The sequence below is a fragment of the Azospirillum thiophilum genome (assembly GCF_001305595.1).
GTDB lineage: Bacteria > Pseudomonadota > Alphaproteobacteria > Azospirillales > Azospirillaceae > Azospirillum > Azospirillum thiophilum.
Genome location: NZ_CP012401.1, coordinates 2,721,151 through 2,742,249, shown reverse-complemented (window position 1 = coordinate 2,742,249; position 21,099 = coordinate 2,721,151). Strand labels below are relative to the sequence as shown.

The window sequence follows — 21,099 nt, the reverse complement described above, 5'->3', positions numbered from 1 at the left end:
GGAAGGCGCAAGGGTTGAAATGGACGTTATCGGCGGTTTCTGGACTTCGGTGCTGGCCTTTTTGCTGGTTCTCACCGTGCTCGTCTTCGTGCATGAGCTTGGGCACTATCTGGTCGCCCGACGCAATGGCGTAAGGATCGAGACCTTCTCCATCGGATTCGGACCCGAGCTGTTCGGGTTCACCGACCGCGTGGGCACACGCTGGAAATTCAGCGCGCTCCCGCTCGGCGGCTACGTCAAGATGTTCGGCGACGCGGATCCGGCCAGCACCCCCGGCGCGCATCTGACGGCCATGTCGGCGGACGAGCGTGCGGTTTCGTTCCATCACAAGCGGCTGGGTCAGCGTGCCGCCATTGTCGCCGCCGGCCCGATCGCTAATTTCGTCTTTTCCATCGTCGTGCTGGCCCTGCTGTTCATGACGGCCGGCCAGTCCTTCACTCCACCCGACGTCGGCGGGATCCAGCCCGGCAGTGCGGCGGAACGCGCCGGCATCCAACCGGGCGACCTGATCCTGGCGGTCGATGGGACCGGAGTGCAGCGGTTCGAGGAAATCCGGCAGATCGTCTCCATCCGCCCCGGGCAGCCGCTTGCCATCGAGTTGAAGCGCGACGGCCGGGTGATGACCGTTACTGCGACGCCTGATTCCCAGTCCGTCACCGACCGACTCGGCAACAGCCATCAGATCGGATTGCTCGGCATCAGCCGTGGCAGCGTCGGAATGATGCGCCACGACCCGCTGACGGCCGTCTGGCAGGCGGGGCGAGAAGTCGCAGGCATGATCACCGGTACCTTCACCGCGCTGGGCCAGATGGTCCAGGGGTCGCGCGGAACCGAGGAACTCGGCGGGCCGTTGCGCATCGCCCAGATGTCGGGCGAAGTGGCTCAATCCGGCTGGTATCCGCTGGTCTGGTTCATGACCTTCCTGTCGGTGAACCTGGGGCTGATCAACCTCTTCCCGGTGCCGATGCTGGACGGCGGCCACCTGCTGTTCTACGGCATCGAAAAGCTGCTCGGCCGACCCCTTGGAGCGCGAGCGCAAGAATACGGTTTCCGAATTGGATTGGCCTTGGTATTAACGCTCATGGTCTTCGCCACGTGGAACGACCTTGTTCAATTGCGCGTGGTCGATTTCTTCCGGGGACTGGTCTCCTGAGTCCAGCCCCTTGCCAGGGAGCGTGATTTGCCGGTGTCGAGCAAAGTTCTGGTGGCGGGCCTGCTGGCCGGCTGCGCCATGACGACGGTGTCTGTCGCCCACGCCCAAACCGCCGCCTCGCCCGGGCGGGCGCCGGCGGGATCCGGGTCCATGGTCGCCCAGGTTTTCAGCGGCGGCACGGTGCGTGACATCCGGGTCGAAGGCACTCAGCGAATCGAGCCGTCCACGGTCCGCTCCTACCTCACCATTCAGCCGGGCGACCCGTTCGATCCCGATCGGATCGACCAGTCGCTCAAGGCACTGTTCAACACCGGCCTGTTCGCCGATGTCGTGCTGAAGCGCGAAGGCGATGCGCTGGTGGTGACGGTGGCAGAGAACCCGATCATCAACCGCATCGCGTTCGAGGGGAACCGGCGCATCGACAAGGAGACGCTGGAGAAGGAAATCCAGCTGCGTCCCCGGGTCGTCTATACGCGCACCCGGGTTCAGACCGACGTCCAGCGCATCCAGGAAATCTACCGGCGCCAGGGCCGTTTCGCGGCGACGGTGGAACCGAAGATCATTCAGCTCGACCAGAATCGCGTCGATCTGGTCTATGAGATCAACGAGGGTGTGCGCACGGGCGTGCGGGGAATCACCTTCATCGGCAACGAACATTTCTCGGACGGGACGCTGCGCGAGTCGGTCCAGACCAAGGAATCGGCATGGTGGCGTTTCCTGTCGTCCGACGACAACTATGATCCGGACCGTCTGAATTACGACCGCGATCTGCTGCGCCGTTTCTACTTGAAGGAAGGCTACGCAGATTTCCGCGTGGTATCCGCCGTGGCGGAACTGACGCCTGACAAGGAAGACTTCTTCATCACCTTCACCATCGAGGAAGGCGAGCGCTACAAGTTCGGTAAGGTCGATATCAAGACCTCGTTGAAGCAGCTCGATCCCACGGTGCTGCAGAACAGCGTCACGACCGGCGAGGGCGACTGGTACAACGCGCAGAAGGTGGAAGACAGCATCACGAAACTGACGAACGCCGTCGGTGATCTGCAATACGCCTTCGTCGACGTGCGGCCGCGCATCACGCGCAACCGTGAAAACCATACCATTGACATCACATACGAGATCAACGAGGGACCTCGCACCTTCGTCGACCGGATCGACATCACCGGCAACGTCCGCACGCTGGACAAGGTTGTGCGGCGCGAGATGCTGCTTTCGGAAGGAGATCCGTTCAACTCTTCCAAGTTGAAGCGGTCCGAACAGCGCATCAAAGATCTGGGCTTCTTCGAGCGCGTGAACATCACGACCGCGGAGAGCAGTGCACCTGATCGCACCGTCGTGAACGTCGATGTGGCTGAGCAGTCCACCGGTGAAATCTCCATCGGTGCCGGCTTCTCCACCTCCGATGGTCCGTTGGGTGACTTCTCGATCCGTGAGCGCAATTTGCTCGGCCGCGGTCAGGACCTGCGTCTGGGGGCGACGCTGTCCGGCCGGCGCCAACTGTACGACCTCTCCTTTACGGAGCCGTACTTCATGGACCGCGACCTGTCGGCCGGCGTCGATATTTTCCGGACGCGGTACAATTACCAGGATGAGAGCTCGTTCAACGAGAAGAATACCGGCTTTGCCCTGCGTCTGGGCTATCCGCTGACCGAGACTCTGCGGCAGCGTGTGTATTACCAGCTCCAGGACACCTTGATCGAGGAAGTGCCGACCACTGCGTCGAAATACATCCAGGAGCAGCGTGGCGAACGCTTGACGTCGTTGATCGGCCAGGAACTGACCTACGACGTCCGAAACAGCAAGCTGACTCCGACAGAGGGGTACTTCGTCCGCTTGACGAACGATATCGCCGGTCTGGGCGGTTCGGTGCGCTTCCTGCGCAACAAGCTGGCAGGTGGTTACTATCTTCCGCTTGGCGAGGACCAGTGGGTCCTGAGCACGACGGGCGAAATCGGCTATATCCATGGCATCGGCAAGAAGGTCGATCTCGGGGACCGCTTCTTTATCGGCGGTGATACGTTGCGCGGCTTCAACACCGCCGGCATCGGTCCGCGCGACGTTTCGACCGGTGACGCGCTGGGCGGCACGCGCTATGCCCGCGCATCGGTCGAGATGAGCTTCCCCTTTGGTCTGCCTGAGGAATTCGGTCTGCTCGGCCATGCCTTCACAGATGTCGGCACATTGGGCAAGGTCGATATCAACGATCCGAACGTGAAGGACGAGGAGTCCATCCGTGTATCCATCGGCACCGGTGTGTCGTGGAAGTCTCCGTTCGGCCCGATCCGGCTCGACGTGGCGTTGCCGATCCGCAAGGAAGGCTACGACAAGAAAGAGCTCATCCGCTTCAGCTTCGGAACCAGGTTCTAAGATGCAACCCATCCTATCGAAGGCGCCTTTCCGCGTCGCCGTTCTATCGGCTGTCACGGCCGCCGGTTTCCTGTTCGCCATGACCTCGGTCCAGGCGCAGACCACGCCCAAGGCGGAGGCTCCGAAGGCTGACGCTGCCAAGCCCCCGGCGCCGGGGGCGGAGCTCAAGGCTCCCGTGATCGCCGTGATCGACGTCCAGAAGATCATGCAGGAATCCAGTGCATCGAAGGGTATCACCAAGTCCTTCGAGACGCTGCGCGACTCCTATCAGAAGGAAATCTCCGCTCTGGAGGACAAGCTTCGGAAGAACGAGGACGAGTTGCGCAAGCAGCAGACGGTCCTGTCGCCGGAAGCTCTTGCCAACAAGCGCCGCGACTTCGAAAAGCAAGTCGCCGAGGTGCAGAAGACCGTCCAGAACCGCAAGCGGGCTCTGGAAACCGGGTTGAACGAGGCGATGGCTGTTGTCCACAAGACGATGGTCGAGGTGGTCGCCGACATCTCTCGTGAACGTGGCGCCAATCTGGTGTTGGCGCGTCAGCAATTCGTGCTGGTGGACACCCAGCTCGACGTCACCGATACGGTGATGGAGCGGGTTAACAAGAAGCTGCCTCAGGTTGCTCTGAACGTTCCGAAACAGTGAACCATGCTTGAGCAGGGCCGCTGCCGTCCTTGGAGGGCGGTGGCGGCCCTGTCCCGTTTCCAGGTTGCCGCGGTTGCGGTCGCCGCGGAAATGGGGCAAGAAGGCGGAACATGCGATATGGCGCCGTGCCCCTGATCGGGGCGGCGGTGCCCGTTCCCTTCGAAGACGGGAACATCGAACCCTATAGGTTGGTGGAAAGGCGGGCGGCCGGGCAATGGACGTGACGGCGGACAACAACGCACAGAGCATGAAGATCGACGACATCGACATTGGGCGGATCATGCAGATGATTCCGCACCGTTACCCGATCCTCATGATCGACCGGGTGATCGATGTGACGCTGGGCGAAGGCGCCACCGGCGTTAAGAACGTCACGATCAACGAGCCCTTCTTCCAGGGTCATTTCCCGTCACGCCCCGTCATGCCCGGCGTGCTGATCATCGAAGCGATGGCCCAGACATCGGCTGTCCTGGTGGTTGCAACGCTTGGGTCGGACGCTGAAGGCAAGCTCGTCTATTTCATGACCGTGGACGAGGCACGTTTCCGTAGACCGGTAACGCCCGGCGACACCATCCATATCCACGTCACCAAGCAGCGTAAGCGCGCCAACGTGTGGAAATTCAAGGGCGAGGCCAAGGTCAACGGCGTCCTTGTCGCCGAAGCCATCTATTCCGCCATGATTTTGGACGAAAAATGACCGTCACCATCCATCCGTCCGCCATCGTCGATCCCGCGGCCAAACTGGGGGAGGGGGTCGGCATCGGCCCCTTCTGTGTCGTCGGTCCCGACGTCACGCTGGGCGACGGCGTTCGGCTGGTGTCGCATGTGGCGGTCGACGGGCGGACCAGCATCGGCGCAGGCACCGTCATCTACCCGTTCGCCTCCATTGGCCATCGTCCGCAGGACCTCAAGTTCCACGGTGAACCGTCCGAACTGGTCATCGGTGCCCGCAACCAGATCCGTGAGCATGTGACGATGAACCCCGGCACGGAAGGCGGCGGCATGATCACCCGCGTCGGCGACGATGGGTTGTTCATGATGGGATCGCACGTGGCGCACGACTGCATTGTCGGTGACCACGTCATCATGGCGAACAATGCCACCCTGGGAGGCCACGTCACCCTGGGCGATTACGTCATCATCGGTGGTCTTTCGGCGGTCCGGCAGTTTGTCCGCATCGGTTCCCACGCCATGATCGGCGGAATGTCGGGCGTCGAGAACGATGTCATCCCCTTTGGGCTGGTGATGGGGGACCGCGCACGGCTGGCCGGCCTGAATCTGGTGGGGCTTGAGCGGCGTGGTTTCAAGAAGGATGATATCCACGCCCTTCGTGCGGCCTATCGTATGCTGTTCGGTTCGGAGGGAACCTTTGCGGAGCGTGTGGAGGAGGTCGGACGAGATTTCGGCGAGAGTGCGCTGATTTCCGACGTGCTCACCTTCATCCGCGCCAAGGAGGCACGATCCCTCTGCCAGCCGCGCGAGAGCTGAGGGAGGCGGCCGATGGCCGATTCCGGGCAAATGGACTCTTGCGATTCGCTCGGCCCAAAACTGGCGATCCTGGCCGGCGGCGGCACGCTGCCGGCCAGGATCGCCAGCGCGGTGCGCGGCCAAGGTCGTGAGGTCTTCGTGGTCGCATTCGACGGCCATACAGATCCGGAGACGGTCGCCGGACTACCGCATCTGTGGAGCCGATTCGGTGCCGCGGGCACCATCCTACGACGCCTGCATGACGAGGGCGTTGGCGAGGTCGTTCTCGCCGGTCCGGTCAAGCGTCCCTCCTTCACTGAATTGATGCCGGATTGGCGAACCGCGCGCTTCCTCGCCCGCGTTGGAACCCGGGCGCTCGGTGACGACGGGTTGCTCCGCGCGGTGATCCGCGAGATGGAGGAGGATGGTTTCCGTGTCATCGGGTTGCAAGAATTGCTCAAGGACCTGCTGACGACGCTGGGGCCGGTCGGGCGTCGGATACCGGATGCCGAGGCCGAGCGCGACATCGCCCGTGCGGTCGAAGTCGCCCGTGCTCTGGGCGCTCTCGATGTCGGACAGGGTGCTGTGGTTCAGCAGGGCATCGTCCTGGCGGTGGAGGCGATCGAGGGCACCGACGAAATGCTGGCACGCTGTGCCGGGCTTGCGCGGCCCGGCCCCGGCGGTGTGCTGGTCAAGGTCAAAAAGCCGAGACAGGACCGACGCATCGACCTGCCGACCATGGGCGTCACCACGGTGGAGAAGGCAGCCTCCGCGGGTTTGCGCGGTATCGCGGTGGAGGCGGGCGGCAGCCTGCTGGTCGACCGTACCGCCGTGGCGGAGGCGGCCGACCGGCTCGGTCTGTTCGTGGTGGGCATCGAGGCTCCCCAATGACGCTGATCGACACGGCCGATGATGGGCCAACCCTGTTCCTGATTGCAGGCGAGCCGTCTGGCGATGCGCTGGGCGCCCGTTTGATGGCGGCGGCACGGAACCTCACTGGCGACAAGGTGCGGTTCGTCGGAATCGGCGGCGAAAAGATGATCGCCGAAGGGTTGGTCAGTCTGTTCCCAATGGGGGAGTTGACGCTGTTCGGCGTTTTTGAGCTGTTGCCGCACCTGCCCAATTTGATTCGCCGCATCGACCAGACAGTATCGGAAATCACACGGCTGCGTCCTGACGCGGTGGTCGGCATCGATTCTCCGGGCTTCACGGTTCGCGTTGCCAGGAAGGTCCGCGCCGCGTCCCCGGATATTCCGTTGATCCATTACGTAGCCCCGACCGTATGGGCCTGGAAGCCGAAACGGGCGGCGAAATACGCGGCAATCTACGATCATCTACTGGCCGTGCTTCCCTTCGAGCCTCCCTATTTCCTGCGGGAGGGATTGCCTTGTACATTCGTCGGCCATTCCGTGGTCGAGGGTGGCGCGGGAAAAGGCGATGGCACCCGGTTCCGTGAGAGGCATGGGCTGGCGCCTACCGACCGGGTCGTCGCAATGTTGCCGGGTAGCCGTAAGGGCGAAGTATCACGCCTGTTGCCGGATTTCCGCGCCACGCTCGAGGTTCTTCGCCCAACCCATCCCGATCTCGTGGCGGTCGTCCCCACCGTGGCCACGGTGCGCGACCGGGTCGCCGCTGCGGTTGCGGATTGGCCGGTGCGCACCCTGCTTCTCGAGGGTGATGCTGACAAATATGATGCCTTTGATGCTGCAGAAGCGGCGCTTGCTGCATCGGGGACCGTGGCGCTGGAATTGGCGCTCGCGGGGCTGCCGACGGTGATTGCCTATCGACTGAACCCGGTGACAGTCGCCCTGTATCGCCGGCTGATCCGAGTGAAGTACGTCAATCTCGTCAACCTGATGCTTGATCGGATGCTGGTGCCGGAACTGCTGCAGCAGGACTGCCGACCCGATAGACTGGCTGCCGAGTTAGGCCGCCTGCTTGACGAGCCGGAAGCGCGCCAGATGCAGATCGATGGCGTCGCCGAGGTCGCGCGCTGGCTGGGGCAGGGCGGTACGCCGCCCAGCGAACGCGCGGCCCGCACCATTCTGGACGTCATCGCCGACCATCGACCAAACGACCGCCAAGCGGGAGAACAGAGACCATGAGCGAATTCCGTCTGCTGCATACGATGTTGCGGGTGCTGGATCTGGAGAAGTCTTTGGACTTCTACACCCGGCTTCTCGGCATGAAGCTGCTGCGCCGCAGCGATTACGAGGGGGGGCGCTTCACGCTGGCTTTTGTCGGCTATGGCGATGAAGCCGATACCGCAGTTCTGGAACTGACTCACAATTGGGATCAGAAGGAGCCGTACGAGATCGGAACCGCCTACGGCCACATCGCGCTCGGTGTTCCCGACATTTATTCCACCTGCGAAACGCTGGCGGCTGAAGGTGTCAAGATCCCGCGTCCGCCGGGGCCGATGAAGCACGGCTCCACCGTAATCGCCTTCATCGAGGATCCCGACGGTTACAAGGTCGAACTGATCGAGGCCAAGTAGGCGTTCCAATCGATGTTCTTTGCGTGACGCATTTCGGCAGCGGTTTGGTCGGTGGTTATTTTTCACACCGCTGCCGCTCGTGCGTCACGTCCTGCCAGAAAAATATACTGTAGAACGCCCGCGCCCTCCGCATGGCGATCAAACGCGACCAGAGAGATCGGGAGTGCGACCGCTCCTATGGATGGCTGCGCGACATTTCGTCGAATTTATCCCGGACGCAGGCGGAAATAGAAGCGACCAGCGGTCACACGTCGCTCGTTGTCGTGGCAGGCTCCTGGACGCGCTTCAGGCCGAGCAGCTTGAGCACATAGCGCTCGTACCCCGGCTCGCTGAGGCCTTTGCGGACCTTGCGCAGGAAATAGCGCTCGAACCCCACTTTGGCGAGATGCACCCAGCGTCCGTGCGACGACCAGTTGATGTTGCGTGGCGGAATCTGCGGCATGGCGACGAAGGCGACGCCGCTGTCCCCGAAATCGGCCAAGCATAGCGCATTCCAGGTCGGTTCCTCGGTTGGCTCCGTTCCATCGAGCAGGGCGCGGATGTTGCGCGCGGTGGCGGTGACCATGGTCTCGATCATGTAGCCGGTCTTGGGCACGCCGACCGGCACCAGCGTCTTCTCGACCGGCGGGATGGCGATGCACACGCCAACGCCGAAGACGTTTCGGTATGTCGGGTTGCGCTGATGCTTGTCGGTCAGCACGAAGCCGCGCGGGTTTACCAGCCCCTCCGCGCCACGCAGGGCGTCGATCCCACGGAAGGCGGGGAGCATCATCGTCAGACTGCTGTCGAGAACGTGCCTGGCCTTCTCCTGGCCGTCTTCGCCGATCTCGGTGACATGCACCGCCTGCGGCTCGAATCTGTCGGTACGGGCGTTGACGATCCACTTGATGTGACGCTCACGCAGAGCCGATTCCAGCAGCCCCTTGGTGTCGCCTACGCCGCCCAGGCCGAGATGGCCGATGTAAGGCTCGGAAGAGACGAAGGTGATGGGTACCTTGTGCCGGATCTTCCGGCGCCGCAGGTCTGAGTCGACGATCATCGCGAACTCATAGGCCGGGCCGAAGCAAGAGGCACCCTGCACGGCGCCGATCACCAGCGGGCCGGGGGCGCGGCAGAACGCTTCCCACCGTTCGGCCGCCTCCACCGCATGGTCTACGTGGCAGATGGAGATCGTGTTGGCCTGCGGTCCGAATCCGTCGATCTCGTCGAAGGCAAGTTCGGGGCCGGTGGCGATCACCAGATGGTCGTAGTCGAGGCTGGTGCCGTCATTCAGTTCCAGTCTGTTCTCCTCCGGGCGCACCCGACGGCAGCCGACCGGCTTGAAGGCGATGCCTTTGCGGGCGAAGGGTTCGCTGAGCGGGATCGTGATGTCTTTCCGCTTGCGCCATCCCACGGCGACCCAAGGATTGGACGGCACGAACTGGAAGCTGTCGCTATTCGACACGACGGTGATCCGGTCCTCCGCCCGTGCCAGATCCTTCATCTCGTAGGCCATCGGAATGCCACCGATGCCCGCCCCGAGGACGACGATGTGTGCCATGATGGTTTCCTCTCCATGGTAGGGCCTTGTTCTCGGATGCCGTTCTCGGATACCCGGCGGCCCTTGGGTTGTTTGATGGGGAATGCGCGAAGACGGACGTTTCCCGGTCCGCCCTGACCGGAGGGCATACCTCCGGTATTGATGATTGCCGCATTACATTAGAATAATCTAAAACGCCAAAACGAGCAGCGCTTCGATGCGCCTCGACACCTTCGATCACCCGGCTAGATCTCCGCCTTGCGGCCATGCCGCTGTCCACCGGATCGAACTCCGAGGTGAGGATTGACATGGTTGTCGGGTATGGCGGCCACCCAAATCATTCATTGACACTAATTTAGCATATTCTAAATTACAGATCAAGAGGTGCTCACTCACCCCATCCAAGGTGGCCTGTCATGTCCCGTCGACACACCCCTCTCGCACTGATCGCGATGCTCCTGCTCTCCACTGCTCCACTGTATGGCGCACAGGCCCAGATGAAGGCAGATGCCGACCGCATCACCGTGCAGCCCCGGCCGGTCGAAGATCTGAAGGCCGTCTTCGCCACTGTGGAAAGCGTCCATGAGACGCTGGCCCGTACGCGCATCGGCGGCACGCTCGCTGGTCTGAAGGTCAAGGAGGGGGACAAGGTGACCATGGGCCAAGTCGTTGCCACCGTGCGTGATCCGAAGCTGCCGCTGCAATTGGTAGCGCTGGACGCACGCATCCAGGCACTCCAGGCACAGCAGCACCAAGCTGAACTCGAACTAGACCGGGCGCGGCAACTGCGTGCCAGCGGCACCGGCACACAGCAGCGGCTTGACGATGCGCAGGCCGCGATGGACGTGGCACGGGCTAAGATCGCTGCCATGAGGGCCGAGCGCGCGGTAGTGGACCAGCAGCTGCGCGAGGGCGACGTGTCCGCTCCCGCCAACGGCCGCATCCTCCAGGTCAAGGTAATCGACGGCGCGGTGGTGCTGCCTGGCGAGCCTGTGGCGAGCATCGCCGTCGAGACCTACGTGCTGCGCCTGCATCTGCCCGAGCGGCACGCCCGCTTCATGCATGAGGGTGACCCGGTGCTGGTCGGCGACCGTGGGCTTGGGCCGGTCACTCCGTCCGGCGGAGGGGCGGCCCAGGAACCGAAGGCTCCAAACCTGAAGCGCGGCACCGTTCGCCTAGTTTATCCCGAGATGGCGAATGGCCAAGTGGTCGCCGACGCCACGGTCACCGGGCTCGGCGACTTCTTCGTGGGCGAACGGGTGCGCGTCTATGTGGCCACCGGCACGCGGGATGCCGTCATGGTGCCCCCCGACTGGATCATCCGCCGCTTCGGAACCGATTTCGTCCGCCTGACCGATGGTACGGAGACACCGGTGCAGGTCGGCAACACGATTCCCACGATCGGCGACCAGCCCGGCGGGCTGGAGGTGCTGTCCGGCCTTAGGCCCGGGGACGTCATCGTCAGGCCGGAGGGTGTGTGATGAAGCTCGGCATTTCCGGGGTGCTGACGCGGACCTTCATCCGCTCGCCCCTGACCCCGCTGCTGCTGCTCGCCTCCCTGGTGGTCGGGACGGTGGCCCTGCTTTCGCTGCCACGCGAGGAGGAGCCGCAGATCAGCGTGCCCATGGTGGACATCCTGGTCCACGCGGATGGGCTGAAGGCGGACGACGCCGTCGAACTCATCACCAAACCGTTGGAGGAGATCGTCAAAGGTATCGACGCGGTCGAGCACACCTACAGCCAGACCAGCGACGACCGCGTTGTCGTCACCGCCCGCTTTCTGGTCGGCACCTCGCCCGACGACGCGATCCTGCGCGTGCATGAGAAGGTGCGGGCCAACATGAACCGCATTCCGCTCGGCATTCCAGAGCCTCTGATCGTCGGACGCGGCATCAACGACGTGGCGATCCTGACCCTGACGCTGGCACCGAAGCCGGAGGCCGCCGGGCGCTGGGCCGACAATGCTCTTCATGGTGTGGCGGACGATCTGCTGGCGCAGCTGGTGGCGGTGGAGGACGTCGGCCTGACCTTCCTGGTTGGCGGTCGGCCAGACCAAATCCGCGTGGAACCGGATCCGGAGCGGCTGGCACTCTACGGGGTGACGCTCAACCAGCTCGTCGACAAGGTCAAGAATGCCAATCGCTCCTTCATCGTCGGGCAACTGCGCTCGCAGGGCGGCAGCCTGCCCGTCGTGGCCGGGCAGACGCTTCAGGGAACGACGGACATCGGCCTCTTGTTGGTGACCACTCAGGACGGCCGCCCGGTCTACGTGAAGGATGTTGCCAACGTGGTGGTCGGCGCCCGACCTGACGAGAGCAGTGCATGGCACCTGGTGCCGGATGGCAAGGGGGGGCTCATCCGCTTGCCGGCGGTCACCATCGCCGTCGCCAAGCGTGCCGGGGCCAACGCCGTGACCATCGCCGAACATGTGCTGGAGCGCGTCCACGCCATTGAGGCTGCCGGACTGCCCAAGGATCTGACGGTCACCGTCACCCGCGACTACGGCGAGACGGCGAACGAGAAGGTCAACGAACTCCTGTTCCATCTGGCGCTCGCCACCGTGACCATCGTCGGGCTGATCGTGCTGGCGATCGGCTGGCGCGAGGGGGTGGTGACCTTCATCGTCATCCCGACGACGATCCTGCTGACCATGTTCGCGTCCTGGCTGATGGGCTACACCATCAACCGCGTCAGCCTGTTCGCGTTGATCTTCTCCATCGGCATCCTGGTGGACGACGCCATCGTCGTGGTGGAGAACATCGACCGTCATTGGTCCATGCGCGATGGCCGCACCAAGGTCCAGGCCGCCATCGAGGCGGTGGCGGAGGTCGGCAACCCCACCATCATCGCCACCCTGACGGTGATCGCGGCGCTGTTGCCGATGATGTTCGTCTCCGGCCTGATGGGGCCCTACATGAGCCCGATCCCGGCCAACGCTTCCGCCGCCATGCTGTTCAGCTTCTTCGTCGCCATGGTGCTGACGCCCTGGCTCATGGTGAAGCTGCGTCCCGGCGATGCGCATGCCGGGCATGGCACCGGGCAAGGTAATGGCGACCATGGCCACGGTGGTGTGCTTGGGCGGATGTACCTGGCGGTCGCCCGGCCGGTCATCCGGAGCAAACGGACCGCCTGGATCTTCCTGCTGGCCATCGGGGTGGCGACGCTGGCGTCCACGGCGCTGTTCTACACCAAGGACGTGACGGTCAAGCTGCTGCCCTTCGACAACAAGTCGGAGCTTCAAATTGTCGTGGATCTGCCGCGGGGGGCTTCGGCGGAGGATACCGAGCGCATCCTGCTTGCTGCCGCCCGCAAGATTGGCGATCTGCCGGAACTGGCGAACATTCAGGCCTACAGTGGCACGGCGTCACCCTTCAACTTCAACGGTCTGGTCCGGCACTACTACCTGCGCGACCAGCCGGAGCAGGGCGACCTCCAGGTCAACCTTGCCCCCAAGGAGAAGCGCCGGCGGGCCAGCCACGACATCGCGTTGGACATCCGCGAGCGCCTGACCGACCTGCCTGTGCTCCCCGGGACCTCCATCAAGGTGGTCGAGGTGCCGCCCGGTCCGCCGGTTCTCTCCACGCTGCTGGTGGAAGTTTACGGCCCCGACGCCGAAACCCGCCGCAAGGTCGCCATCCTGGTCGGGGGCGTCTTCCGCCAAGTGGACTTCATCGTGGACGTGGACAACAGCTTTCGCGAAGCGGGCGAACGCCTGCGCTTCGCGCTGGACCGCGAAAGTCTGGAGTTCCACGGGGTAGAGGAACAGGCTGTCTACGATACCTTGCAGGCGCTGATGGGTGGCGTGCCGGTTGGCTACTCGCACCGGGGGGCCGGCCGTAACCCGATCGAGATCGCGATCCGCCTGCCCAAGTCCGGCCTGTTCCTGTCGGAACGCATCCTCGCCACGCCGGTTCCGGGTGCGCGGGGCACGGTGGAATTGGGCGACCTCGTCACCATGACGCGGGAGGCTGCCTCCTACCCGCTGTTCCGCCGCAATGGCCGCTTTGCCGAGATGGTAACGGCCGATCTCGCCGGGCGGTTCGAGGCGCCGATCTACGGCATGCTGGCCGTTGAGGAGCGCTTGAAGGAAGTCGACTGGAAAGCTGCCGGTTTGCCGGGTGAACCCGAGATCCTTCTGCACGGCCAGCCCGACGACCAGAGTGCGCCCAAGCTGCTGTGGGAGGGCGAGTGGGAGATCACCTACGTCACCTTCCGTGACATGGGGGCGGCGTTCGCTGTGGCGATCCTGGGCATCTACCTGCTGGTGGTCGGTCAGTTCGGCAGCTTCAAGCTGCCGCTGGTGATCCTGGTCCCGGTGCCGCTGACGTTGATCGGCATCGTGCTGGGCCACTGGCTGTTCGGCGCAGCCTTCACGGCGACCTCGATGATCGGCTTCATCGCATTGGCAGGCATCATCGTGCGCAACTCCATTCTGCTGGTGGACTTCATACGCCATCTGCGAGAACGGGGGATGGGCGTTCGCGAGGCCGTGCTGGAGGCAGGAGCGATTCGCTTCAAGCCGATCCTGCTGACTGCCGTTGCAGCGATGATCGGGGCGGCATTCATCCTGACCGACCCGATCTTCCAGGGATTGGCCATCTCGTTGCTGTTCGGACTGTTCAGTTCCACGCTGCTGACCGTGCTGGTAATTCCGGCAATCTATATCGTCCTGCGCGGTGACTCTCCCCTCCCGCGGCGTGCAGAGGGCCAGGGTCGATCGTATGGTGCAGAGGATGTCTGAATCCGTTTCGGGAAGTTCCGGCCGGTGATCGGGACTTCCCGGAAATGATGCCCAGTCTCGTCACCGAAATTCAGGCGGCTCCGTCGGCAGAAGCCGCCGATCATTTTGCGAGACGCCTGTCGTTCGAAACGGATTGCTGGGTGTCCATGAGTCCCTGAAATCCGGCTCACTGGATTTCATGCTGCTCGATGTGCGCGGGCCGGCGGCGTTTGCGCACGGACATGTCCTGGGCGCGATCAATCTGCCGGACGGCAAGATTACAGAGCGCAGGATGGCGGATTGGCCGGAGGGAACGCTGTTCGTCGTCTATTGTGCCGGGCCCCATTGCAACGGGGCGGATCGCGCTGCGTTGCGGCTGGTGCGGATCGGGCGGCCGGTCAAGCTGATGATCGGCGGCGTGATGGGCTGGATCGATGAAGGGTCTACGCTGGCATCAGGCAACGGCCAGGACTGAGTCCAATCGTCAGATGAAGACGATTCCGGCGATCAGCGCCAGGATGAGCAGATAGACGATCATTCGGCGGACCCGCCAGGCGAACGGCGCTTTGTTGTCGTTCGCCGGCGAGCGCAGACGCACCCGCCGGACCGGAACGATGTACGCAGTCGGGTCCTGGGCGGCTCCGTTGGAGCCGCCCATTCCCTTATGGGCTGTGGGCCGGTTAGCCACGCTCGTTCAGCGGCACGAAGGGCCGCTTGGTGTGGCCGGTGTAGAGCTGACGCGGACGGCCGATCTTCTGCACCGGATCCTCGATCATCTCCTTCCACTGGCTGATCCAGCCGACGGTGCGGGCCAGCGCGAACAGCACGGTGAACATGCTGGTCGGGAAGCCCATCGCCTTCAGGATGATGCCCGAGTAGAAATCGACGTTCGGATAGAGCTTCTTCTCGATGAAGTACTCGTCCGACAGGGCGATCCTCTCCAGCTCCATCGCGATGTCGAGCAGCGGCTCGTCCTTGATGCCCAGTTCGCCGAGCACCTCGTGGCAGGTCTGGCGCATCACCTGGGCGCGCGGGTCGTAGTTCTTGTAGACCCGATGGCCGAAGCCCATCAGGCGGAAGTTGTCGTTCTTGTCCTTGGCGCGGCGGACGAACTCGGGGATGCGATCGACCGAGCCGATCTCCTCCAGCATCTTCAGCACGGCCTCGTTCGCACCGCCATGGGCCGGCCCCCACAGCGAGGCGATGCCGGCGGCAATGCAGGCGAACGGGTTGGCACCCGACGAGCCGGCCAGACGGACGGTCGAGGTCGAGGCGTTCTGCTCGTGATCAGCGTGCAGGATGAAGATCTTGTCCATCGCCTTGGACAGGATCGGGTTGACCTTGTAAGGCTCGCACGGCGTGCCGAAGGTCATGTAGAGGAAGTTTTCCGCATACGACAGGTCGTTGCGCGGATACATGAAGGGCTGGCCCGTCGAATACTTGTAGGCCATCGCGGCGATCGTCGGCATCTTGGCGATCAGGCGGTGCGCAGCGATCTTGCGCGCCTGCGGATCGTTGATGTCCAGCGAGTCGTGGTAGAAGGCGGACAGGGCGCCGACGACGCCGCACATGATCGCCATCGGATGCGCGTCGCGGCGGAAGCCGCTGTAGAACTTGGTCAGCTGCTCATGCACCATCGAGTGGCGGCGCAGGATGTTCTCGAAATCCGTGCGCTCGGCGGCAGTCGGCAGGTGGTTGTTGAGCAGGAGGAAGCACACTTCCGGGAAGGTCGAATGCTCGGCCAGTTCGTCGATGGCGTAACCGCGGTGCAGCAGGACACCCTCGTCGCCGTCGATGTAGGTGATGCCGGATTCGCAGCTGCCGGTCGAGGTGAAGCCCGGATCGTAGGTGAAATAGCCGGTCGCGGCGTAGAGCTTGCGGATGTCGATCACGCTCGGCCCGACGGCGCCGTGCAGGACCGGCATCGTGACCTGGCTGCCCGTTTTGTTGTCGATGAGGGTAACGGTATCCTTGCCGTCCTCAGTCTGGGTCATCTCGGCACGTCCTTATCGTTGAGGGTCGGGCTTGGCGCCCTTTTTTCGTCGGCGCAGCATAGTTCCATGGCAGCCTGATGGCAACGCACGGAAATGACCTTCATGCTGCACCCGCTGCATCGCGGATGCGAGAAAGAGTCGCTTCCCTGCCCAACAGTTCAGCCACTTCGAAGATCGGCGGCGACACCGTCGATCCGGTCAGTGCGGCGCGCAGCGGCTGTGCCACTTTGCCGAGTTTTTCCCCCCGCGCCTCGGCGAAGGTGCGGACCCGTGCTTCCAGAGCCGTGGCGGTGAATTCCGGCTCCTCGGCGAAGGCGGCAGCCAACTCCGTCAACAGGCCACGGCCCTTCTCGTCGAGCAGAGCAGACGCCTTTTCATCATAGCCGAGCGGCTGCGCCGCGACATAGAATCGAGCACTCTGCGCCAGGTCGACGACGGTCCGGGCGCGCTGCTTCAGCCCGCTCATCGCCCGCGTCAGAAGGTCGCGGTCGGCGTCGGTCAGGCCGCGGCCCAACTCGGCCTCCAGCCGCGGCGCGATGAGCCCGACCAGTCGCCCGTCGTCGGCCAGACGCATGTAATGGGCGTTCAGATTTTCCAGCTTGGCGAAGTCGAAGCGCGACGGTGAGCGGCCAATGCTCTCCAGGTTGAACCACTCGATCGCCTGTTCGGTCGAGATGATCTCGTCGTCGCCATGCGACCAGCCGAGCCGCAGCAGGTAATTGCGCACAGCCTCCGGCAGATAGCCCATGTCGCGGTAGGCGTCGACGCCGAGCGCGCCGTGGCGCTTGGACAGCTTGGCTCCGTCGGAGCCGTGGATCAGCGGGATGTGGCCGAAGCGCGGCAGGTCCCATCCCATCGCATTGAAGATCTGGATCTGGCGGAAGGTGTTGGTCAGATGGTCGTCACCGCGGATGACATGGGTCACGCCCATGTCGTGGTCGTCCACCACCACGGCCAGCAGATAGGTCGGCGTACCGTCGGCCCGCAGCAGGATCAGGTCGTCCAGCTGTGCGTTCTGAACCGTGACCTCGCCCTGGACCAGATCGTCGAGGACGGTCTGGCCTTCCTGCGGAGCCTTGAGGCGGATGACGGGCGCCACGCCCTCAGGCGCGTCGGACTCCGGGCGGTCGCGCCAGCGGCCGTCATAGCGCATCGGCTGGCCGGCAGCCTTCTGGGCGGCGCGCATCTCCTCCAGTTCTTCCGGGCTGCAATAGCAACGATAAGCCTTGCCGGCGGCCAGCATCCGGTGCGCCACCTCGGCATGGCGGTCCTTCCGCCCGAACTGGCTCACCGCCTCGCCATCCCAATCCAGGCCCAGCCACTTCAGCCCGTCGAGGATGGCGTCGACCGCCGCCTCGGTAGACCGTTGCCGGTCGGTGTCTTCGATCCGCAGCAGGAAGGTGCCGCCCATCCGGCGGGCGTACAGCCAGTTGAACAGCGCGGTACGGCCGCCGCCGATGTGAAGAAATCCGGTGGGCGACGGAGCGAAGCGGGTGACGACGGTCATCGGTCTCTCAATTTCCGGTTCGGCGCTGGTATGATGCGCCGGTGTAACGACACTGTGGTTTAACACAGCCACCCGGTTCGGAGGCAATGCGATGCGCGCATGGAGGATGGCGGAGAGGCTTGCGGGCGGCATTGCTGCGGTTGGAATCCGTTACCGGTGACGGCCGCGGGCTGGCCGGAGGAGGAGACCGATGGTCCGCCGTCATTCGGCGGGCGTTGGCGTCGTGCGCTCGCGTGGATCCGGGGCCGACTCGCGGCACTTGCGGAGGCGGAAAGCGAGCGCTGGGTGCTGTGGTTGCCGGTCGCCTTCGGCTCGGGGGCATCGCTCTATTTCGGGCTGATGCAGGAACCGCCCTGGTGGATCGGATTGGTAACGGCGGGTGGCGCTGGAATTCTGCTGCTGATCGTGCGTCGGCGGTTCGTGCCGGCGGCGGTGACGGTGGCCCTGTTGACGGCGGTGGGCGGGTTCCTGGTGGCGCAGGGTCATGCGGCGCGCGTCGCAGCGCCGGTACTGACCCGTGGCATAACGGCGGCGACCGTCACCGGTCGGGTGATGGCGGTGGAGCGGCGACCGGGTGCGGTGCGGCTGACCCTGCATGCACCGTCGATCAGCCGGCTGTCGCCCGAGCAGACGCCGGCCACCCTGCGAATCCGCCTGTCCGACCGTCACCCGCCGCCCGCTCCGGGATCGGTTGTGCGGCTGCGTGCAACCCTGTCGCCGCCGCAGGCGCCGGCCGAACCTGGGGCTTTCGACTTCCAGCGCCGCGCCTGGTTCATGGGACTGGGAGGAGTCGGCTTCGCGACCAGCGCGGTCGAAGCCATGGAAGCCCCGCCCGTCACCGGATGGAGCACCGTCGCCCTTGCCTTCGAACGGGCGCGCGGCGTCATCGCAGAGCGGGTCGCCGCCACCATCGGCGATCCGGTCGAGGCCAGCGTCACCACGGCCCTGCTGAACGGCGAAGAGTTCGGCATCCCCGAAGAGACATTGGAAGACTTCCGCAACAGCGGGCTGGCGCATCTGCTGTCGATCTCCGGCCTGCATGTGGGGATCGCTGCCGGCATCCTGTTCTATGTGGTGCGGGCCATGCTGGCGACGGTGCCCTACATCGCGCTGCGCTGGCCGATCAAGAAGATCGCGGCGCTGTTCGGCATCCTGTCGGCGCTGGCCTATACCATGCTGGTCGGTGCGCCGCTGCCGACGGTGCGGTCGGTGCTGATGACCGGGCTGGTGATGGGAGCGATCATGCTGGACCGCGACCCGCTGAGCATGCGGCTGGTCGCATTCGCCGGGCTGGTCACCATTGCCCTGGATCCGGAAGGGATGCTCGGACCCAGCTTCCAGATGTCCTTTGCGGCGGTGGTGGCGCTGATCGCCGCCTTTGAGCGCGGCAGCCTGCGGCTGGCGGCGATACGGCGCGATGCCGGATGGCTTGTGCGCAGCCTGCTCTATGTCGGCGGCATCCTGCTGACCAGCGTGGTCGCCACACTGGCGACCCTGCCGTTCTCGCTTTTCCATTTTCAGCAGATCGCCTTCTACGGCGTGCTGTCGAACCTGATCGCGATCCCCATCACGTCTTTCTGGGTGATGCCCTGGAGCCTGATCGCCTATGCGCTGATGCCCTTCGGGGCGGAGGCGCCGGCATTGATCGCCATGAACTGGGGCGACAGGGCAGTGATCTGGACGGCGGAGCTGTTCGGCCGGTTGCCCTGGGCCTCCCTGACCGTACCGGCGATGCCGGTGGAAGGGTTCGCTGTGTTGGTGGCGGGCGGGCTGTGGCTCTGCATCTGGACGCGGCGCTGGCGCTGGCTCGGGCTGGTGCCCATCCTGGCCGGCCTCGCCTCGCCGGCACTGGTGACGAGGCCGGATGTGCTGGTCGCCGGGGACGGGGCGGTGGTGGCTGTGCGCATGGCGGATGGACGTCTCAGCGCGTCGGGCAAGGGCGGCGGACGTATCGTCGAGACCTGGAGGGAGCGGGACGGCGACCGGACGGCGGCCGATCCCTGGCCGGCGGCGGGCGGATGGGCCGACGGCGCAGGAAGGTCGTCGATGGCGTGCGACGACTGGGGCTGCCTGTACCAGCTGCGAGGGAAGATCATCGCCCTACCGCGATTGGCGGATGCGCTGGACGAGGATTGCGGCGTCGCCGACGCAGTGGTAACGGCGGCGGTGGCGCGCGGATGCCGGGCCGGACTGGTGATCGACCGCTGGGCGCTGCGGCACGGAGGCGCGCACACGCTGACGGTCACGGGCGAGGGAATTCGGATCGAGACATCCAACGGTCGGCAGGGAGAGCGGCCCTGGTCAGGACCTGGACGGTGAGTCAGAGTCACTGGCCCCCCCCTTCGGCGGGGGAGGGGCCAGGGCGGCTTGATGACGAGCCGTCAGCACTTCCGCAGTCAGTACTTCCTTACCAGCCCGACCAGCTTGCCCTGCACGCGGACGCGGTCGGCACCGAAGATGCGGGTCTCATAGGCTGAGTTGGCCGGCTCCAGGGCGATGGTGTTGCCCTTGCGGCGCAGACGCTTGAGCGTCACCTCGCCCTCGTCGACCAGGGCCACCACGATGGCGCCGTTGTCCGCAGCGTCACAGCGTTGGATGATGACGGTGTCGTGGTCGAGGATGCCGGCCTCCACCATCGAATCGCCGGACACCTCGAGGGCGTAATGGTCGCCGGCGGTGAGCATCGAGACCGGGATGTCGACGAAGGCGCTGTTGTCGCGCAACGCCTCGATCGGCGTTCCGGCGGCGATGCGGCCGTAGAGCGGCAACTGCACCGTTTCCGGCGCGGCAGTCGGGGAGGGTGGAGCCACATCGCGACCGACGAAGGCGAAATCGCCCCTGATGACGTTGGGATGGAATTTCGGCTTGGACGCCGTACGGGACCGGGCGGTATCCAGCCCCTCGGGCAGCCGCAGAACCTCCAGCGCGCGGGCGCGGTGGGGCAGGCGGCGGATGAAACCGCGTTCCTCGAGGCCGGTGATAAGGCGGTGGATGCCCGACTTCGATTTCAGGCCCAGGGCGTCCTTCATCTCGTCGAACGACGGCGAAACGCCGCCCTGGCCGAGCCGCTCGTGGATGAACAGCAGCAATTCGTGCTGCTTGCGCGTGAGCATGGATGCCTCCCGGCGGTCGCCAGACTGAAGATGGAACAAATACAAAACGTTGCTCCATGTTCTAGTTTGGTTCCCGCTGCGCGTCAAGCCCCTGTCATCTTCGCGGCGACGGGAAATGGAAC

Annotated in this window: 17 protein-coding genes; 12 read left to right on the top strand and 5 right to left on the bottom strand. The window is 64.4% G+C overall.

Translation table 11 applies throughout. From position 1 onward, the window contains the following. The first annotated feature begins 19 nt into the window (after positions 1 to 19). The 8 genes from rseP (at position 20) to gloA (ending at position 8,124) form a co-directional block, all read left to right on the top strand. Entirely contained in the window at positions 20 to 1,153 is a 1,134-nt protein-coding gene (rseP, locus tag AL072_RS12680) for an RIP metalloprotease RseP (RefSeq protein WP_045580014.1), read from the top strand. Between the two features lie 78 nt (positions 1,154 to 1,231). Further along, complete coding sequence (gene bamA, locus AL072_RS12675; protein WP_425388587.1) at positions 1,232 to 3,520, top strand: outer membrane protein assembly factor BamA; 2,289 nt, start codon at positions 1,232 to 1,234, stop codon at positions 3,518 to 3,520. A 79-nt stretch (positions 3,521 to 3,599) separates the two neighbouring features. Beyond that, positions 3,600 to 4,160: an OmpH/Skp family outer membrane protein gene (locus AL072_RS12670; RefSeq protein WP_245636679.1), complete on the top strand. Its 561-nt coding sequence runs from the start codon at positions 3,600 to 3,602 to the stop codon at positions 4,158 to 4,160. Positions 4,161 to 4,374: 214 nt separating this feature from the next. Continuing rightward, positions 4,375 to 4,857 (top strand): 3-hydroxyacyl-ACP dehydratase FabZ, encoded by a 483-nt coding sequence (fabZ, locus tag AL072_RS12665; protein ID WP_045580017.1) that lies wholly within the window; start codon positions 4,375 to 4,377, stop codon positions 4,855 to 4,857. Further along, a complete protein-coding gene (lpxA, locus tag AL072_RS12660) occupies positions 4,854 to 5,648 on the top strand; it encodes an acyl-ACP--UDP-N-acetylglucosamine O-acyltransferase (protein WP_045580018.1) in 795 nt (264 codons plus the stop codon). The genes fabZ and lpxA overlap by 4 nt, the downstream gene beginning before the upstream one ends. 12 nt (positions 5,649 to 5,660) lie before the next feature. Further along, on the top strand, positions 5,661 to 6,518 hold the full coding sequence (locus AL072_RS12655; protein ID WP_045580019.1) for an LpxI family protein: 858 nt from the start codon (positions 5,661 to 5,663) through the stop codon (positions 6,516 to 6,518). After that, positions 6,515 to 7,732, top strand: a complete 1,218-nt coding sequence (lpxB, locus tag AL072_RS12650; RefSeq protein ID WP_045580020.1) for a lipid-A-disaccharide synthase — start codon at positions 6,515 to 6,517, stop codon at positions 7,730 to 7,732. Before AL072_RS12655 ends, lpxB begins: the two co-directional genes overlap by 4 nt. Further along, entirely contained in the window at positions 7,729 to 8,124 is a 396-nt protein-coding gene (gloA, locus tag AL072_RS12645; RefSeq protein WP_045580021.1) for a lactoylglutathione lyase, read from the top strand. The genes lpxB and gloA overlap by 4 nt, the downstream gene beginning before the upstream one ends. Positions 8,125 to 8,368: 244 nt before the next feature. Here gloA and AL072_RS12640 read toward each other — a convergent pair whose 3' ends face one another. Then, positions 8,369 to 9,664, bottom strand: a complete 1,296-nt coding sequence (locus AL072_RS12640; RefSeq protein WP_045580022.1) for an NAD(P)/FAD-dependent oxidoreductase — start codon at positions 9,662 to 9,664, stop codon at positions 8,369 to 8,371. A 395-nt stretch (positions 9,665 to 10,059) separates the two neighbouring features. Between AL072_RS12640 and AL072_RS12635 the strand changes: the two genes are divergently transcribed. The 3 genes from AL072_RS12635 (at position 10,060) to AL072_RS12625 (ending at position 14,838) form a co-directional block, all read left to right on the top strand. Further along, positions 10,060 to 11,124: an efflux RND transporter periplasmic adaptor subunit gene (locus tag AL072_RS12635; protein ID WP_045580023.1), complete on the top strand. Its 1,065-nt coding sequence runs from the start codon at positions 10,060 to 10,062 to the stop codon at positions 11,122 to 11,124. Continuing rightward, on the top strand, positions 11,124 to 14,384 hold the full coding sequence (locus AL072_RS12630; protein WP_045580024.1) for an efflux RND transporter permease subunit: 3,261 nt from the start codon (positions 11,124 to 11,126) through the stop codon (positions 14,382 to 14,384). Before AL072_RS12635 ends, AL072_RS12630 begins: the two co-directional genes overlap by 1 nt. 178 nt (positions 14,385 to 14,562) lie before the next feature. Further along, entirely contained in the window at positions 14,563 to 14,838 is a 276-nt protein-coding gene (locus tag AL072_RS12625) for a rhodanese-like domain-containing protein (protein ID WP_342669577.1), read from the top strand. Positions 14,839 to 14,847: 9 nt separating this feature from the next. On the opposite strand, the gene AL072_RS34920 is transcribed toward AL072_RS12625, so the two are convergent. The 3 genes from AL072_RS34920 to gltX all read right to left on the bottom strand — a co-directional run bounded on the left by AL072_RS34920 (position 14,848) and on the right by gltX (position 17,864). Beyond that, positions 14,848 to 15,021, bottom strand: coding sequence for a hypothetical protein (locus AL072_RS34920; protein WP_158511062.1), 174 nt, complete (start codon positions 15,019 to 15,021; stop codon positions 14,848 to 14,850). Positions 15,022 to 15,043: 22 nt separating this feature from the next. Then, on the bottom strand, positions 15,044 to 16,357 hold the full coding sequence (gltA, locus tag AL072_RS12620) for a citrate synthase (protein ID WP_045580025.1): 1,314 nt from the start codon (positions 16,355 to 16,357) through the stop codon (positions 15,044 to 15,046). Positions 16,358 to 16,457: 100 nt separating this feature from the next. Next, on the bottom strand, positions 16,458 to 17,864 hold the full coding sequence (gene gltX / locus AL072_RS12615; protein ID WP_045580026.1) for a glutamate--tRNA ligase: 1,407 nt from the start codon (positions 17,862 to 17,864) through the stop codon (positions 16,458 to 16,460). Positions 17,865 to 18,020: 156 nt separating this feature from the next. Between gltX and AL072_RS12610 the strand changes: the two genes are divergently transcribed. Next, a complete protein-coding gene (locus AL072_RS12610) occupies positions 18,021 to 20,183 on the top strand; it encodes a ComEC/Rec2 family competence protein (protein WP_045580027.1) in 2,163 nt (720 codons plus the stop codon). Between the two features lie 77 nt (positions 20,184 to 20,260). On the opposite strand, the gene lexA is transcribed toward AL072_RS12610, so the two are convergent. Next, positions 20,261 to 20,977, bottom strand: coding sequence for a transcriptional repressor LexA (lexA, locus tag AL072_RS12605; RefSeq protein ID WP_045582246.1), 717 nt, complete (start codon positions 20,975 to 20,977; stop codon positions 20,261 to 20,263). Positions 20,978 to 21,099 lie beyond the last annotated feature (122 nt).